Below are 17,691 nucleotides of genomic sequence, written 5' to 3'. Positions count from 1 at the left end.
GGTGCTTCTATTGGTTTTGGGTGAGTTTATCAGATAGACTTGATAGACTCACCAGCCACGTGTTCAGGGATGACATAGGATTGGCCAGAAGGAAGTGGAGTTCCTGAGAGCAGGTGGCGGATTTGTTTCGCCAGTGATTTAGACATATTTTCTGGCGGGGTGGTGTAGTGAGTGATGGGGTAATAGAAGTCCTCGAACCAAGGTTCGTGGCAGAGAGCGACGATGGATAGGTGTTCTGGGATCGAGTATCCGAAGGTGGCTAGCCAGCTTGAGAGGCTGAGCACGTGACGGGGACGGGTGAGAACGAGCGCGGTAGGTGGGTGTGCGGAGGAGAGGGCTTCTTGGACTGATTTGACCAAGCTTGGGATGTCTTTCTTTTCTTGAACTTGATGGAAATAGTGGCCTTCACCGGCTTTATCGACGGCTTCGAAGAGTCCTTGTTCGGCGGCTTTGAGACCGGCGAGTTGGGCATCAGGGACGACGATGCCGACGGATTTATGGCCATGGCTAAGTAGGCGGGTGCCGGCGTGGAATGCTGCAGCTTTCCAGTCTTCGTCGAGGTAGGGGAGAGAGATGTTAGGGTGTGGGTAGCCACGCACGATACAGGGTATCTTTTTTTCTTGGAACCAGCGTTGTACGGGTTCGGTGCAGCGGTAGAGGATCCAGGCGTCGGCAGGGTAGTCGATGACGAGTTGCTCTAGGCGTTTTTCAGGGTGTGCGGTATCGAAGATAGATGGACTGATGACGTCGACTACGATGGAGCGTTTAGCGAGGAGGGTACGCAATGAGTTAAGCTCGATGAGCATGAGTCGGGGGATTTCCTCAAGGCGTTGGGGGGAGAGAAAAAGGATGCGTTTGGTTTTTTGTTTTTTCTTAGGAGCGGCTTTGGTGATCTTGAGGATTTCGCGGCGTTTGCCTTGTGCGCTTTCGGAGATCCAGCCCATACGGGTGAGTTCATTCAGAGCTGAGCGCAGGGTGTCACGGCCAACTTGGAGGTGGCTTGCGAGGGTGCGTTCGCCGGGAATGGGGCTGACGAGTTCCCCATTTCTCATCATTTCTTTGAGTACGTCGATGGTTTGACGCACGAGTGATTCCTTCTCCGGCAGCTTCATAGAGCGCATTGTAGGTGAACTGGTTGTTTCACCCAACCAAATAAGTGTGCGATTTTGATTTTCTTGCGTCTCGGGAGTGGACTGGGGCATGGTATTTGTTTTTGAGGTTAGGGGAGTCCGACATCGACTTTATAGAATGCTTTTTCTGAGCTAGGGGTGTCGGTAAAGATGAGGGCGGCATCGGTGCCGATGATGGGGCCTTGGCCAGGGACAGGGCTCCATGGGTCGGTGAGGCCGAGGTCGTCACTGTGCATGAGTGTGTAGAGGCGTTGCGGGGAGGTTTGTGGGACGGTGATGGACCAAGTGTTCGATTCACTATTTACAATTGTGCTGACTTGGAAGGAGGAGGTGTGGTCAGTGGGGTCTGTGTTCGCGAGGTATTCGTCATAATTATTTTGGGTATCCTCATCGTCATCGGCTGTGGCGTCGGCACCGACGACATCTTGGAAGTAGCTGTATTCCCAGGAATCGGGGATACCGTCGTTATCAGCATCGGCACCGGGTGGGAGGAAGTCACCGGATTGGTCGTAGTTGATAGAAGCGATTTCGACATTGAAGTTATCGCCGAAGGAGCCACTGGTGTAGTCACCGAAGAGGAGTCGACTGTCGGCGGCGTTGACATCATATGGGGCGCCGGTGGTGGGGGGGAGGCGTTGGCCATCGCGCCAGACGTGGTAGACTTCTGCATTGCTATCGTGAGCGATGCGGAAGGTGTGGAAGGCGCCGTCTTCGTTGTTATGGAATGCTGTGAAGCTATTGCTTCCATTATCGGTAGTTCGGTCGGCGTAGATCTCTACGATGATGCGTGCGGAGTCTGTGCCGCACCAGATAGCAAATCCGTTAGAGCATTCGATGAGTTTGAGTTCGACTTCGAGTGTCCAGTCGCCGTCATTGGAGGAATTCCAGGTAGTGGAGCCACCATCGAGGGTTGCATTGGTGCCACTGAGGGTGGTGCCGGTAGTGAAGCCGGAGTGGTTGTAGAGGAGGTTTGAGCCATTGAGTGATTCGGATGCGAAGGCACCATTGAGTTCTGCCCAGCCATTGATATAGGAGCCATTCCAGATGGCGTTACCTGAGAAGCGGGAGGGGAAGCTGGAAACATCTTTTTCGATAGAAGTTGGGGGGCTGAACGCGCCAGCTGGTTCGGGCATGGCGATGATGCCCAAGCCGCCAGAGATTCGGTCGCCGACATAGCTTTCACCGTCGGCATTTGGGTGGACGTTATCGAAGGTTTGGGTGACGGGGTTGAATCCATCATTGGTTTCGATCACCCAGACGGAAGATGTTGCATTTGATTTGCTAGATGCGAGGGCTGGGAGCAGGGCATTAAGAGCATCTACTTTATGATTGTGAGATTGATTTGTGTAGAGGACCTCACTGAGGAAGATGCTGATGTTAGGGTTAGCTGCTTGAAGTTGGTCGACGATGGTTCCGATATCATCCCGGACGTCAGAAGCGCTTGATGATCCTGCTAGGTCGTTGATACCGATCATGATGACTGCGGTATCTGGGGTGTATGTGGTGCCGTTATTTCCAGTGCCGGCGGCGGAGGGGTCTGGGTAGGCTACTTTATTGCCGAGGGTGTTGAGGTCATATTGTTGGGGGGAGGCTTGACCGGTCCAGTTGAGGAGAGTTCCTTCGCCGCGGTTACCACTTCTTCTATTAGATGGGAGAGCTTCACGGCCATTGATCCAGAAGCTTCTCCAGCCGTAGTGTCCTTCGTGTGTATTTTCGAAGGTTTGGCCATTGGTATCTGGGGCGGTGATGGTGCTATTGAGGTAGGGGCCGGTAACGGAGCCTACGAATTTGTAGCCGGTGGTGGTGCTGATGGGGACGTTAGCATTGGCAAGATTTTTAAAGACTTGGTAGCGATAGGATGGGTAATCGCCGTTGCCACCTTGGGTTATGGAGTCGCCAATAAAAGTGAGTTTTCCGTAATTACGGGAGATGATGCCGGTGGAGAAGTAGGCTTGGGCGAAGCGTTCTCCGATGGTGAGTTTAGCGGTTTTATTGAAGTGGAGGTTATCGGCGGCGGTTTGGTTAGCGAGGTCGAGGTTTGAGAAGTAGTCGATGTAGGCGGTGCTTTGGGCGATGGCGGCGTGGTTGGCGCGCACGGTATCGCGAGTTGACCCAGATGCGGCGATTCCCCCGGAGATTGCGTGCATGTTTGCGGCATTGGGGAGGTCGGCGCGCAGGTTATCGACGAGTTCTTTAAGTCTGGTGCCGGCGATGCTGGCTTCTGAGCTATTATCTGATTCTCCTTGGAGGTAAAGTAAGCCTACGATTTCGAAGGTGTGTCCGGCATTGGTGAGGCTGGTGGTGGTTGTGGTGACAGTGTTGAGGATGTGATTGAACATGTGACCTCCGGCGGATTTACTCCAATTGGTGTTACCGCCGCCACCGCGGCTGGCTTTGATCACACCGAAGTTGCGGGCTCCTGCTTTGTAGAGGGTTCGGGCGAAGCCGATTTCGGGCCCCCAATGAGTGGCACTGCCACCGTAGTAGCCACCTTGCTGGTCTTGGAGTGTGGTGAAGGCACCGCTGGAGTCTCCGAGGCTGGTGGAGGCATTGGCAACATTATGCCAAGCGAACTGGACATGTTGGTCGGCGGGGTCTGATCCTGATGTTGGGTCAGCTTCGCCGCCGTTGGTGGTGCCAAGGGAATTAGACTGACCGGTAAGGATGAAAAGTTTGTAGTGCTCAGCGGCGAGTGGTTGGCTGAGCAGGGTTGCCAGAGCTAGGGTTCTGATGGAGCGATGGAATTTCATTGGGTGTGCTGAAAGTTGCGCCTTGGGAGAGATGGCGTTGGTTTCTACCGCTTCGTGGTCGAAAAGAGGCTACCGGTGCTAGAGGATAGCGCTGCACGGAGTCAGGTCAGGAGCTAGCTATTTCCTAATCGATCAGCGTTTATTATGCGTCACCCCGCAGGTACGGGGGGCTTCATTACTCTTTGATTTTTCAGAAAGTCGCTCCGTCATTCATCTCATTTCAATCACGAAGTGGTATGAGAGTATGGACCAATTCATTCGAGATGAGTGAGTCTTTCTGGGTGGTTTGCAGTGCGAACCAGTGGCTGGGTGGTTTCAGAACCCAGTTGGAGTGGGGGGGAATGGTCAGGATGAGAGTGTTTCCTTAAGGAAGGGGGCGGTACGCGACTTTTTATGATTGGCGACTCTTTCGGGGCTTCCCTGAGCGACGATGGTGCCTCCGAGCTCTCCTGCTTCAGGGCCCATATCGATGAGGTAGTCGGCTTCGGCCATGATGGCGGTATGGTGTTCGATAACGACGACGGTATGGCCTTCATCGACGAGTCGGTGGAGGACGTCGATGAGTTTTCTGACGTCTTCTTGGTGGAGTCCGATGGTGGGTTCTTCGATGAGGTAGAGGTTGGTGTGTTGGCGTGTCATGTTGCGGACGGATTTACGTCCTTTGGTGAGTTCCGCGACGAGTTTGAGGCGTTGGGCTTCACCGCCTGAGAGGGTTGGGGAAGCTTGGCCGAGTTTGAGGTAGCCGAGGCCGGTGTCACTGAGGAGTGAGAGGGTGCGGTGGAGTTTGGTATGATTTTTGAAGAATTCGGCGGCCGTTGAGATGTTCATTTCGAGCACGTCACCGATGGTCTTACCATTGTAGAGAATTTCGAGAGTGGCTTGGTTATAGCGTTTTTCGTTGCAGCTATGGCAGGGGACCCAGGTGGTAGGGAGGAAGTCCATTTCGAGCTTAATACGACCATTGCCTTTACACTCTGGGCATTGTCCTTCGGCATTGTTGAAGCTGAAGCGTGAGGGGGTATAGCCACGCATGCGGGCTTCGGGAACGACGGCAAAGAGTTTGCGGATGTCATCGAGTATTTTGACGTAGGTGGCGGGGCAGGAACGCGAGGTTTTACCGATGGGGCTTTGGTCGACTTCGTAGCAATGTTTGAGATGTTCGAAGCCCTCGGCTTTGGAGAAGCAACTTGTGTTTGGAGCTTTTGATTTGTTGGTGGGCTTCATCGCCTCTGGGAGAGTGCCGCGCATGAGTGAGGATTTACCACATCCGGAAACACCAGTGATAACTGTGAGGCGGCCGAGAGGGATGCGTACATCAATATCTTTGAGGTTATTGTAATTGCAGCCGTAGAGCTTTAGCCAGGCGTTTTTCTCAGCGACTTTGGGAATACTGCGTCGTTTCCCGTGGAGGGGGTGTTGGAGAGGATGTGAGAAGGCGTGGAGAGTGGGAGAGTCAGGAAATGCTTTGAGTGTTTTCTTGAGCTGTGACTGTTTGCCTGAGGTATTGGCAACGATGTTTCCACCATTGACTCCGGCACCTGGACCGAGGTCGATGAGCTGTGTGGCTCGGCGCATAGTCTCGTCATCATGTTCTACGACGAGAAGTGAGTTGCCACGGGCTCGGAGGGCTTCGAGCGTGTCTAGGAGTTGTTTGTTGTCACGCGGGTGGAGGCCGATGGTTGGTTCATCGAGCACGTAGAGAACGCCGGTGAGGTTAGAGCCGAGCTGGGCGGCGAGTCGGATACGTTGGGATTCACCTCCGGAGAGGGTGTCTGCAGAGCGATCAAGTGAGAGGTAGTTGAGGCCAACTTTCTCGAGGAAGCGGAGACGCTGGGTGATTTCTGGTAGGATATCTCGGGCGATGATTTTCTCTCTACCGGAGAAGCTCCAGGATTCTAACAATTCCGCAGCATCAGTGACAGAGAGGTGGCTGATATGGGCGATATTGTTATCGTTGATGAAGACGAATCTGGCATTTTTATTGATGCGGTCGCCATGGCATTCTGGGCACACTTTACGGATGACTTCTTCGTCATCGGAGTTGGAGTGGCTGAGTTCTTCAGCGATTTCGGCTTCGGCTGCGGAATTGAACTCATTGGGTTTTACCTTTTTCTTTCTTTTTTTGCCGAGGGTTTCGGTAATTGAGCCATAGCCTCTGCATTCTGGGCACCAGCCGCGTGGTGAGTTGAATGAGAAGTGGTGTGGGTCGAGTTCTGGGAAGGAGATTCCAGTGACTGGTGAGACTCTGGCTGTGGAGAAGGTTTGGAGGTTCCAGCTTTTGGGTTTTGTTTCTTGGGCGGTAGCGCACTGTCCTTTGCCGAGGCTGAGAGCTTGTGTGAGTTGGTCTGCGTTAGGGGTGGCGTTATCAGAGATGACAGCGAAGATATCGTGTTCTTTGTAGCGTGCTAGAGCAGTGAAATCCTCGGTGGCAATGAGTTTGCCATCGACGAGAAGTTGTTCGATGCCTTTACGTCCGGCAGCTGAGGCGACGTCGGTATGGTAGCCTTTGCGCCCCCTAACAAGAGGTGCTAACAACAAGGTGCGTTGTTTGGATTTAAAGGCTTTTTTGAGTTGTGAGTGGATGGCGTCACTGGTTTGCGAGACGACGGGTTCACCGGATTCTGGGCAATGTTGGGTGCCGAGTTTGGCGTAGAGGAGTCGCAGGAAGTGGAAGATTTCGGTGACGGTTCCGACGGTGGATTTACCGCCGCCGCGAGAGACGCGTTGTTCGATAGCGACGGTTGGTGGGAGTCCTTCGATTTTATCGATATCTGGTTTTTCGAGTTGTCCGGCAAACTGTCTGGCGTAGGGGGACATGGAGTCGAGGAAGCGGCGTTGGCCCTCGGCGAAGATGATATCGAAGGAGAGTGTGGATTTTCCTGAGCCTGAGAGTCCGGTGACGACGACGAGTTCGTCACGCGGGATGGTGAGGTCGAAATTTTTGAGGTTATGTTCGCGTGCGCCGGAAATTTGAATGGCTTTGTTGTTGTGGGTGGCTTTGGATTTTCGAGATTTGGCTGATTGGGAGAAGTGGTTGGCGGCTTGTTGGTCGGAGGCGAGGGCGAGGGAGGTTTGGGTTTCGGTATTGAGGATTGCTTCTGGGGTGCCGGTGAAGACGATTTGGCCACCATCGGTACCGGCGCCGGGGCCCATTTCGATGAGGTGATCGGCGGCTTTGATGACGTCGAGGTTGTGCTCGATGACGAGGAGGGTGTGTCCGGCATTGACGAGGGACTGGAAGACTTGGAGGAGTTTTTCGATGTCGGTGAAGTGGAGGCCGGTGGTGGGTTCATCGAGGATGAGAAGTTGGCCGGCATCTGTGACTTTTTTAGTTTTTGAGAGGAGTTGGCAGAGTTTGATGCGCTGGGATTCACCGCCTGAGAGGGTGTTGAGTGGTTGGCCGAGGCGGAGGTAGCCGAGTCCGACATCGACGAGAGGCTGGAGGGCCTTTGCTATTTTGGATTTGAGGGTGAGGGATTTTGATTTGGGTTCACCGTCACGTATTGCGAAGAAGGTGAGAGCTTCGGTGATAGTGAGTTTGAGGATGTCGGCGATCGAGTGGCCGTGCAATGTGATTTCGAGTGCGGCTGTATTGTAGCGCGAACCCTCACATTCAGGGCAGGTGATGTAGAGGTCACTGAGGAACTGCATCTCAACTTTTTCGAAGCCATTGCCCCAGCAACGTTCACAGCGGCCGGCGCCTGAGTTAAATGAGAAGTATCCGGCTTTGATGCCTTTCTCTTCGGCTTCTTCTGTTAGGGCGAAGAGTTCTCTGATGGCGTCGAAGGCGCCTGCATAGACGGCAGGGGTGGAGCGTGGGGTTTTGGTGAGTGGTGATTGGTCGACGCGCTCGACACCTGAGATGTGGTCGACGCCTTTTATGGATTTGATAAAGGCGGGGTCTTCCTCGGTATTTAGCAAGAAGGCCTTGAGGAGGTTGAGGTAGATGACATCGTTTGCGAGTGTTGATTTACCTGAGCCCGAGACGCCTGTTAGGCAGTTAAAGCTACCGATATTGATCGCAACATTTTGGTTATTAATGTTGTGTTTATGGGCGCCGTTGATGGTGAGTTTTTTGCGTGATTTTCTGCGTTTAGCGGGTGGGTCGATGGATTTCTGGCCGGTGAGGTAGGGGAGGGTAACGGAGTTAGGATTTTGCTTTATGAGCGTCTTCAGGTTGCCTTTGAGAGGTCCGTGGAAGGTGATATTACCGCCTTGTTCACCGGCTTTTGGTCCGATATCGAGGAGGTTATCGGCATGGCGCATGACGGCTTCTTCGTGTTCGACGACGACGACGGTGTTTCCTTTGTCGCGAAGGTTGTGCATGACCTTGATGAGTTTATTGATGTCGCGGGCGTGGAGGCCGACGGTGGGTTCATCGAGGACGAAGAGGGTATTTGTGAGGGCGGCACCTAGGCATGTGGTGAGGTTGACACGTTCGATTTCACCGCCTGAGAGAGTGCGCGCGGGTCTATCGAGAGTGAGGTATGACAAGCCGACATCATTCAAGTAGCTAAGCCGGCTAGTGATTTCGGACATCGCATGTTTGAGCGAAGTCGACTGTTGGGTGTGCTTGTTAGATTCGAGAGTGAGGTTTGATGAGTTGAGAGCATCGAACCAAAGTTTGAGTTCCCCGAGAGGGATGTGCCAGAGGTCAGGGAGGGCCTTGCCGTTAATTTTGAAGCAGAGAGCTTCAGGTTTGAGTCTGGTACCATTGCATTCGGGGCATTCGGTGTAGGCGCGGTAGCGTGAGAGGAAGACGCGGACGTGCATTTTATAGGCTTTGGTTTCCATCCAATCGAAGAAGCCGCGGACGCCGTACCATTTGCCCTCTCGCCAGAGTTTATCGGCGTTTCCTTTTTCACCCTTGAGGACCCAGTCACGATCTTTTTTGGGGAGGAGGTGCCATGGGGTATTGGTGTCGACTCCCTTTTTTCTGGCGCATTTGATGAGGTCATCTTTGCATTCAGCGCCGCGCTCGCCCTCGAAGGGTTTAATGACGCCTTCACGGATGGTGAGGGTGGGGTCTTGGATTGCCTTATTGAGGTCGATACCGATGATGCGGCCAAAGCCTCTGCATTCAGGGCAGGCACCGAGTGGGGAATTAAAGGAGAAGAGTGAGGCTGTGGGGGGGCGTAGAGTGAAGCCCGTATTTGGGTTTCTCCATTCTGTAGAGAAGTGTTTGGTTTCAGACTCGTTAAAATGGAGGGCGCAGTGTCCTTTGCCGAAGTTGAGAGCAGCTTCTAGGGCTTCGTGGAGCCGCTTCTTGTTAGATGGGGTGAGTTTGATGCGATCTTGGATGACGACGGCGGAGGAATCGTTCCAAGGGGATTGGTCAGGAGTGTCATCTGTACGCAGGATAGCATTGTCTTTGAGGACGCGGAGGTAGCCTTGTTGGTTAAGGAAGTGGCAGACTTCAGCGGTGGTTGCGCCTTCGGAGATAGTGATTGGGAAGAGGACGAGGAGGTTTTGTTGGGCGAGGTTTTCGTAGGCCCATTCGATGATAGAGGTGGGGGAATCGGGCTTGATTTCTTCGCCTGTATTGGGGTCGAATGCTTGGGCGAGTTTTGGGTAGATGACTTTGAGGTAGTCATTGAGTTCGGTGAGGGTACCGACGGTGGAGCGGGTGGTGCGGATCGCATTTTTTTGTTCGATCGCGATGGCAGGGGGGATGTTATCGATGCGATCGACGATGGGTTTATCCATGCGGTCGAGGAATTGTCGCACGTAGGGGGAGAAGGTTTCGACGTAGCGTCTTTGGCCTTCGGCGTAGAGGGTATGGAAAGCGAGTGAGGATTTGCCAGAACCAGAGGGTCCGGTGACGACGGTAAGTTGGTTCGTCGGAATTTCGAGGTCGAGGTTTTTGAGATTATGTTGGCGGGCACCTCGGATTTGGATGGCTGGGATATTCTCTGGCACGGGGGGAGCTTAGCGGTGATCTGGCAGAGAGCAAATGGGGAGTTTTACTTTTTCGGGACTTCGACGAGGAGTTCTGACTCGGCGATGTCTGAGGGGGCAACGACGGGGGAATCGAGTGGGAGATTATTGAGGTCTCCGTAGCGTTGTTTGATCAGGGATGCGACTGTGGGATGTTCGAGGTTGTAGGATTTCATGGGACGCTTTTCACAGAGCTCGACATCGGCGGCGTGTTTGTAGACTTTCCAGACAAGTTCTGAGCAATAGAGTTTTTTATCATCCCAGAGGAATTTGAGGTCGTAGTCTTTTCTGATATTTTGTTTCGCCCATTGTTCGGCGCGGCTGAGGGATGCAGCGTTAATGGATGAGGTGTCTTTGAGTCGGCGAGCGTGGAAGGATTTCGGGTGGCGTTTGATGAAATCTTCGAGTTTGGTAAATTTGACTGGCTGGACGGCTTCAAGGACCCACCATTGGTCATGTTTTTTGAAAACGACACCGACGTGTGTCCATTCTGAGTTTGTGGCTGCTTTGATGGCATTGGCTTGGCCACGGTGTCCGCTCTGGAAGACGATATCTCCGTCTTGGAGAGCGTAGGGGTTATGGGTACTGTACTCGGCGTATCCAAACGAGAGGATTGCCGAGAGGGCAATAACAATAGGAAAGAGGGCGCGTTTCATAGGTAGCTATGAGTGTAGCGCAGCGGGGGGGAGGTGTCTTGAATAAAAAGAGGAGGGGGAGAAAAAATGTTAGGTTTTGGCTCTGCGGCTATTCTGAGCTGTTTTCTTTTTTTCTTTATCTTTAGGGGCTTCCTCGATTTCAGGTTCAACGGGAGTGCCTCCTTTGGCGATGATGAGGATGCGTTGCCACTCGTCTTCGGTGAGTTCGATTTCTTTATTGATATAGAGGATGGATTCTTCGTTAGCAACTTCGTCGAGGGTATCGCATTTCAGTTTACAGTTACCGACATAGGTTTCGCGCCAGAGTTTGAGTTGTGGGGCATATTCTTTATCGATTTCACGTTGTTCGAGTGCGTATTCTCTGAGTGGTTTTTTGAGAGCACCGGGAGCTTTATTGATATCGGAGGGAAGGCGTCCGGCGCTGAGGACTTCCTCATAGAAGGTTTCGGCCTCGAGTTCCGCGGCACGGCGTTCGCTGCGGTCGAGTCTTCGGACGGCGCGTTTCCCTTCACGGATAAAGCGTTCGATATTTTTGAGGAGGCTGGCATCGTATTCCGAGATAGTGTCACCGGTATTTTTGGCGATGAGTGTGCGCATTTCGGCGATGAACTTGAGGTGGTCAAATTTAGAGGCGAGGGCAGCTTTTTCGGCTTCGATTGCGGCGCGTTCGGCTTCGGCAGCAGCGCGCATATCGGCGAGTTTTTTAGCATCCTCTTGTTCTTTAATTTTTTGTTCTTCGAGTTCAGCGAGGCGGTCTTCTTCGGCGATTCTGCGATCTTCTTCGAGGATGCGTCTTTCGCGTTCGAGTTCGGCGAGGCGGTCTTCTTTTTCTTTCCTTTCGCGTAGGAGTTGAGCTTTGAGAGAAGCTTGTTTGGCATTGGCCTCTTCTTGCTCGATGCGTTTTTGTTCTTCGATTTGGGCGAGTCGATTCGCTTCTTCCTCTTCGGCTTTATTGGAGGAAATTACGGAGAATCCGATGAGTCCGCCAATGACGAGGAGGCTGATGATGACGATGGCCGCGATGGGGGCTGAGCTGGGTTGCTTGACTTGGATCGGGCGGCTTGGGAGGCTTGCTGTTTTTTGGGTAGTAGCGATCGCTGCGGGGCGACCGGCTAGGCCACCTGTTTGATTCGCTTTATCTTCGAGTTTTTGGGCGAGGGTTTCTAGCTCCTCGGCCATTTCTCCAGCATTGGGGTAGCGGAACTCTCGCTGCGGGTGCATAGCCTTGAGGATGATGGTGTCAAACTCAGGGTCAGAGTCACTGATTGTGGAAGCAGGGATGTAGGGGTGAGGTGGCATGGTGCCTGTGAGAAGCTCATAGAGCATCACACCTACAGAGAAGATATCGGCACGTTGGTCGATGTTGTTGGGGTCATTGAGGACCTCTGGTGCGGTGTAGCCTTTGGTACCGTAGATTGTGCCACCTTCGTGGGTGTTATCGAGAGGGCGGGCGAGGCCGAAGTCGACGATTTTTGGGCGCGCTTGGTCGTCGATGAGGACGTTGGCTGGCTTTATATCTCGGTGGATAAGGCCAGACTGGTGGGCGTGTTCAAGGCCGCGGCACATGGCTGCAATGAGGCGGCATGCCTCGCTCATTTCGACACTTTTGCCGTGCGCTGAGTCGAAGAGTGATCGGCCTGGTACGAGCTCCATGACGATATAGAGCATGCCATTGATATTACCGAAATCGAAGACCTGAACGAGGTTCGGGTGGTTAAGTTTTGCCATGGCCTTCGCTTCGGTTTCGAAGGACGAGCTGAACTGGGGATCGAGCCCGAGTTCGTAGGGTAAGATCTTGATGGCCACTGGTCTCTCGAGTGAGATTTGGGTGGCACGAAACACAGCTCCCATGCCACCTTGGGCAATGAAGTCAGTGACTTCGAAGCCATCAAAGTAGGGGTTGAGCTCTTCTGGGGTAGGTGGTGTGAATCCTTGGGACATCCTCGGTACGCATGCAGTGGATGGGGGGATTAAGGTCAGGTGTGCGGCAAGGATAGACTAGATTGCCGAAAATGAAAACAAGGATTCGCTTCTAATCGTTTCAAATGGAGATTTGAAGACGGCAAATAAAAAGGCCTTGGTTGATCCAAGGCCTTGATAATGTGAAATTTAGTTGAAGAGCTGGATGAATTTTTCCGTGCCAGCACTGGAGGATTTGAGTGCCATTTTGGCAGCCTTGACAGCGGTGAGCTGTTTCTTAGCCTCTAGGTTTTTGATGATATCGCGGAGTTTTTCGTTATAGACGATACGAATTTTTTCGATTTGTTCTTCGAAGTCGGAATCGATGCGTCCTTGTTTATCGTAGGCGTCGTTGGTGAGTTTTTGCACTTTGGCGCTATTGCCCATGCCTGCGACTTTTTCTTTGATTCGGTCTTCGCCATCGATCAATTTTTTAATTTCTTGGATCGGGTAGGCTTGGCGGACTTGTTCATTTTTGCTGAGCCCTTTGAAGTGGAATTCGAGGTCCCACTTGAGTCGTTTGACATTTTCTTGGTGTTGGGACTCACGTTTTTCGGTTGCTTTAGCGATAAGTTCGGCGGCTTTTTTCTGAAGTTTGGAGAAGTCAGAGGTGGTAGCGCCAGTTTTTGGTCCTGTGGGGCCGGCTTTAGTCGCTGGAGCATCTGCGCTCCATTCGAAGAGGGTGAATGGGAGTGCTTCTTGGGATGAGACGTCACGCCATGGGCCTTGGCTGGTAGCAAGGATGGCGATGGAGTCGTTCTCTTTCGGGTAGTTGGTATCCCATGAGGCGTCTTTCCATTCTTCGCCGGTGATCCATGTCCACTCGGAGCCATTGAGTTGGCCACCGATACGTGCCATTTTTCCAGATGGAAGGTGGCTGGTGACGAGGTCGGCGAGGTAGGCTAGCTCTACATCATCAGACGGGGTTGCGAGGTGTGCGCCGCCAGCGGCAGCAGCTTCTTTAGCTTCGTCTAATGTAAGTGGCTGGGGGCAGAGGTAATAGATACGCTGGCCAAAGTTGAGTGAGCCTGGTGGGTAGATCGGGTTTGGTGAGTCCAGGGTCTGGGCGGTTCGGCTCATGCGTTCGGCGAGCGCATCTGGCGTGGAGCCATCGGCTTTCCACTCGATGAGGAAGCCTGAGGTGTCAGAGCTTTTTTTGGCACTGGCAAAGAGGTCGCTATCGATCTGGGCGAATGCGAGTTTAGAGGTTTTACGGATATCGAGAGTGTCACTCCATGGGGTGCCATCTGTCCATGCCCATTGTTTGTTGCCGGCAGTGGCGGCGCCGACCCAAGCTGAACTACCGCTAGGAATGAGCTTGGCAATTTTCTGGGCATCGGTCGTGGATGAGAAGGTTGCAAGTTGGGCACCATGTTCTTGGGCCCAAAGCTCGGCGTCGTGCCAAGTCATCGGAGTTTCGATGAAGAGGACGAAGCGTTCTCCGCCGTTGAGGTGGAGGGTATCTTTGGGCATTTCGCTCGCTGGGCGGTCTCCGGAGGCGAGGCGACTGCGGAGTTGGGCAAGTTGTTCGAGGGTGCTGAGCTCTTTGATGGTAGGGATTTCGTCTACACTGAGCTTTTTAGGCTTCTGAGGCTTTTGTTGCGCGGAGTTGGGGACTTTTTCCGCTTTATTGACTTCGAGCTTTTCGAGGTTTTTGTTTTGTTCTTCGATTTTCGCGATATCGGCCTCTCGTTTTTTCTTCCATTCGAGTGCGCCATAGATGGCTCCGAGGAGGACGAGGATGATAACGATGTTACGAGCATTTCCGCCACCGCTGCTGGCGGCGGCAGGCTGAGGCACTGGAGATTTTTTTGATTTGGCAGCGGAGCCGGCTGCCACTGGTTTAGCAGCAGGGGTGGCGGGAGCTGCAAGCTGCGGGCTGGAAGTTTGGAGCTTTGAGCTGGCAGTCTTTGAGCTATTTTTGAGCTTACGCAGGATTTCTTGGAGGTCGTCTGAGAACTCGCTGGCGTCGGAGTATCGCTGGGCGAGGTTGGAGGCGATAGCTTTGCGGATGAGTCGATCGATGACGGGGTCGCATTTGGCGTACTTGGTCACTGGCTCGTAGATATCACCGGGGATTTTACCGGCGAGGAATTCATAGAGCATGATGCCGACGGCAAAGATATCGGTGGCTGGGCCCACTTTTTCAGGTGCGGAGAGGACTTCGGGGGCGGTGTAGCCTGGGGTGCCGAAGATTACGCCAGTTTCGGTATCGCCTGATGGGCGAGCGAGGCCGAAGTCGCCAATTTTAGGGACACCGGCTTCGGTGATAAAGATATTGGCGGGTTTGATATCGCGGTGGAGGATGCCAGCTTCGTGGGCATTGGCGAGGCCATTACAGATGGCGATGATGACCTCGAGAGCTTCTTTTTGTTCGAGGTGGCCTCCGTATGTTTTTTCATAGAGGGTGGCACCATCGACAAACTCCATGACGATATAGAGCATGCCCTCGAGTTCCCCGAAGTCGAAGACGCTGATGAGGTTGGGGTGGTTGAGGCGAGCCATGAGTTTGGCTTCTTTGACGAAGGACTCACGGAAGGATTCAGACTCACCGAGCTCAGGGGGGAGCACTTTGACTGCGACGGGGCGGTCGAGTGAAGTTTGGGTTGCTTTATAGACGGCGCCCATGCCACCTTTAGCGATGAGCTTTTCAAAATGGTATGCAGGAAGGAGCTCGCCTAGCTTATCTACGCTAGGGGGGACGAACTCGAGAGCTTGATGTGGATTGTCGGTCGACATGTACTATAAATAGGTTGGGGTTGGGACGCCGCTGGTTACAAATGACTTTACAGAAAAGGTCAAGCCTCGCTCAATACCTGAGGAGCATAATTTTAAACACAACGACACGTAGGTTATGGATGAGAAAGTAATAATGGATGCTATAGGACGTCAAGGCATTCAGGATATGGTCTGCGCATTTTATGAAAAAGTTCCGGAGGATGATATTTTAGGTCCGATGTATCCGGAGGACGATATGGAAGGGGCGAAAGAGAGGTTGTTTGACTTCTTGATGTTTCGTTTGGCGGGTGACTCGAAGTACACGGAGAAGCGTGGCCATCCACGATTGCGGGCGCGGCACATGCCTTATAAGATAGGTACTCGTGAACGCGATCGCTGGGTTCAGCTGATGCGTGAAGCGATGGAAGAAGCGCAGATTCCCCAGGCGGTAGCGGACGAGTTAAATGCCTTCTTTTTTCAAGTGGCTGACTTCATGCGCAACGTGCCTGAGGGAAGTGGAATCCACTTCAATCCGCGAGCGTGACAATATTGTAATATTCAACGTTGGAGTTGGAGGTCGAGCCAGAGTGCCCAGTCTGAGCGGATTCCGTCGCCGCCATCGGTGGTAAGGAGTTCGAGCTTTTTGACATCCGAAACGTTGATTTTGAATGGTCTTTTTTTGCCGTCTTTGAGTGTAGGGGACTTAAAAAGTTCTTTGCCATCTCCGAGGATGGTGAATCCGACAGAACCACCGGAGCTGTCTGCAATGCCGCAGGTACCAGTGAGTGATTTCCATTGAGCTCCGAGGTCATAGATGGCCTTTGAGTTGGCGTGAGCAAAGAGCCCAGAGGGGTAGATTGTTCCGCCAGATTCTAGGAGCATGGAGTCATTGTCCATTCGGTCGAAGAATGGGCGGCCGTATCCGACGCGGATGGAGTTGAGTTTACAGTCGGTGAGGGTGACTGACTTTTTCTCAGCGGGTAGGGATGCCGGGGTGGGGAGTGGTCGTTTTTGATTTTTACTGTCGACCAGTCTACGGGCGGTCTCTTGAATGCGGGTACTAGCGTCTTGTGGTAAGAGGCTGAGCGGGTCGTTGTGGCGCTGGAGGATGGCTTGGACGACGGGTTGAAGGGCTAACTTTGCTTGGATAGACGAGAGGTCAACGGAGCCATCTTTTGCGACTGAATAGGGGTAGGAGTATTTACTGTTAGACCCGATGAAGGAACTGGCTCTCCCATTAGCGTGGAGGAAGACAAGATTGAGGTCGGCTGCTTTGCCTGGAGCTAGGGCGTCGCAGTGGAGGGTGAATCGGCCATTGGCATCGGGGATCGCTGAAGTGGTTGTGGCATTGTAGTCGCTGCCGCCTTTAGGATCCATGTATGCGAGTACGGCGTATGGAGGAATTTTGCCAGTTACGGTACCGGTGACAGTGAAGCTCTTGCCGTGGTTTTCGAATGCGAGGTCTTCGAGTTGGGTCATTGGGGGCTCATGCATACGGGCGGTGTGGCCCGAGAATATGGGGTGGGAAGCAAGTTTAAGTCCATGGGCGAGGGTAATAAAGGCACCTTTACCTTCACCACGCAGTTCGTCACCGTAGGCACGATTTCCTGATCCCATGAGGGCGACGCCGAATTCTTCAGCTTCGTCGTTGCGTTGTTTATTATGTGGGAGGCCGAGGGCGTGACCGAGTTCGTGCGCGATGCCTCCGATAAAGATGGTGTTGTATTTGCCGAGGCTGATATTGCCGTATTGTCCATCGCGGACGTTACTTCCTTTTTCGGTGAGATATTTGAGTTCTAGGATGGGGGAGTCGACTTGCCAGGCGGTGCCTTCAGTGCTGGTGCCACCTGCGTAATAGGGGGAATTTTGGCGGATGGTACGGTGTTTTTCGTTCCAAACGGACATGTTACAAAAGATGACGATGGTTTCTTTTGAGGCATCGATTCCTGCGGCTTCGAGGGTAGGGAGGCATTCTTTACGAATTTTGCTGCCGCTATTGACGGCGTATTGGTCGTAATTTCCTTTTCCGGTGACTGTATGGATGACGAGTTTGCCTGAGTCATCGTGGTCGAGTTTGAGGCCATGGTCTTTGAAGCCGAGCCTTGCCATTTCCTTAAGGTAGTATTTTTGGATATCTTCGAGGATGGTTTGGAGGCGTTCTTGGTAGCGTTCTGCGGGGGCTTTATCGGCAGGTGACCAATAGACGATATGGAGTTTGCGTTCCCCTGTACCGGGGTTTTCTTTGCGCCAATTTTCCAGAATGGTTTGCGCTTGGGGGACTTGGATGGCGATTTGTTTCGCAGCTGGAGCGAGTGACTCGAGGTCGACGGAAGCTTCAGGCTGAGATTTGGTTGATTCAGTGGGAGGGGGAGTCTGAGTGGTGGGTTTCTTACAATTCAGCACCAGAAGGCATGCGGCGGTCGCTGTGACTGTGGTTAGAAGGGGAAGTGAAATGGAATGCATCATCATAGGTATTATTTAATACACGACCATAACGCCAGAGCTGAGAGGATCTATCTAAAAATCTCATTCGTTGTGAAT

General features: G+C 52.9%; 8 protein-coding genes. 1 reads left to right on the top strand and 7 read right to left on the bottom strand.

Annotated elements, in window-relative coordinates; all coding sequences use genetic code 11:
- Positions 1-29: 29 nt before the first annotated feature.
- The 6 genes from ACFSW8_RS15605 to ACFSW8_RS15580 all read right to left on the bottom strand — a co-directional run bounded on the left by ACFSW8_RS15605 (position 30) and on the right by ACFSW8_RS15580 (position 15,171).
- The gene (locus ACFSW8_RS15605; RefSeq protein ID WP_377178723.1) at positions 30-1,121 is read right to left on the bottom strand and encodes a substrate-binding domain-containing protein; all 1,092 of its coding nucleotides are present in this window, start codon (positions 1,119-1,121) and stop codon (positions 30-32) included.
- 98 nt (positions 1,122-1,219) lie between these two features.
- Positions 1,220-3,880 (bottom strand): sialate O-acetylesterase, encoded by a 2,661-nt coding sequence (locus ACFSW8_RS15600; RefSeq protein WP_377088393.1) that lies wholly within the window; start codon positions 3,878-3,880, stop codon positions 1,220-1,222.
- 345 nt (positions 3,881-4,225) lie between these two features.
- Positions 4,226-9,799 (bottom strand): excinuclease ABC subunit UvrA, encoded by a 5,574-nt coding sequence (gene uvrA, locus ACFSW8_RS15595; protein ID WP_377088398.1) that lies wholly within the window; start codon positions 9,797-9,799, stop codon positions 4,226-4,228.
- A 44-nt stretch (positions 9,800-9,843) separates the two neighbouring features.
- A complete protein-coding gene (locus ACFSW8_RS15590) occupies positions 9,844-10,473 on the bottom strand; it encodes a YiiX/YebB-like N1pC/P60 family cysteine hydrolase (RefSeq protein WP_377088399.1) in 630 nt (209 codons plus the stop codon).
- A gap of 69 nt (positions 10,474-10,542) precedes the next feature.
- Positions 10,543-12,414: a serine/threonine protein kinase gene (locus ACFSW8_RS15585; protein ID WP_377088401.1), complete on the bottom strand. Its 1,872-nt coding sequence runs from the start codon at positions 12,412-12,414 to the stop codon at positions 10,543-10,545.
- A gap of 168 nt (positions 12,415-12,582) precedes the next feature.
- Positions 12,583-15,171 (bottom strand): protein kinase domain-containing protein, encoded by a 2,589-nt coding sequence (locus ACFSW8_RS15580; protein ID WP_377088402.1) that lies wholly within the window; start codon positions 15,169-15,171, stop codon positions 12,583-12,585.
- Between the two features lie 133 nt (positions 15,172-15,304).
- Between ACFSW8_RS15580 and ACFSW8_RS15575 the strand changes: the two genes are divergently transcribed.
- Positions 15,305-15,694 (top strand): globin domain-containing protein, encoded by a 390-nt coding sequence (locus tag ACFSW8_RS15575; RefSeq protein WP_377091422.1) that lies wholly within the window; start codon positions 15,305-15,307, stop codon positions 15,692-15,694.
- 14 nt (positions 15,695-15,708) lie between these two features.
- Here the strand turns inward: ACFSW8_RS15575 and ACFSW8_RS15570 are convergent, their stop codons facing one another.
- Complete coding sequence (locus ACFSW8_RS15570) at positions 15,709-17,619, bottom strand: NPCBM/NEW2 domain-containing protein (RefSeq protein ID WP_377088404.1); 1,911 nt, start codon at positions 17,617-17,619, stop codon at positions 15,709-15,711.
- Between the last annotated feature and the right edge of the window lie 72 nt (positions 17,620-17,691).

The organism is Rubritalea tangerina (assembly GCF_042683245.1).
Lineage (GTDB): Bacteria > Verrucomicrobiota > Verrucomicrobiia > Verrucomicrobiales > Akkermansiaceae > Rubritalea > Rubritalea tangerina.
This window is presented reverse-complemented; position numbering and strand designations above follow the sequence as displayed.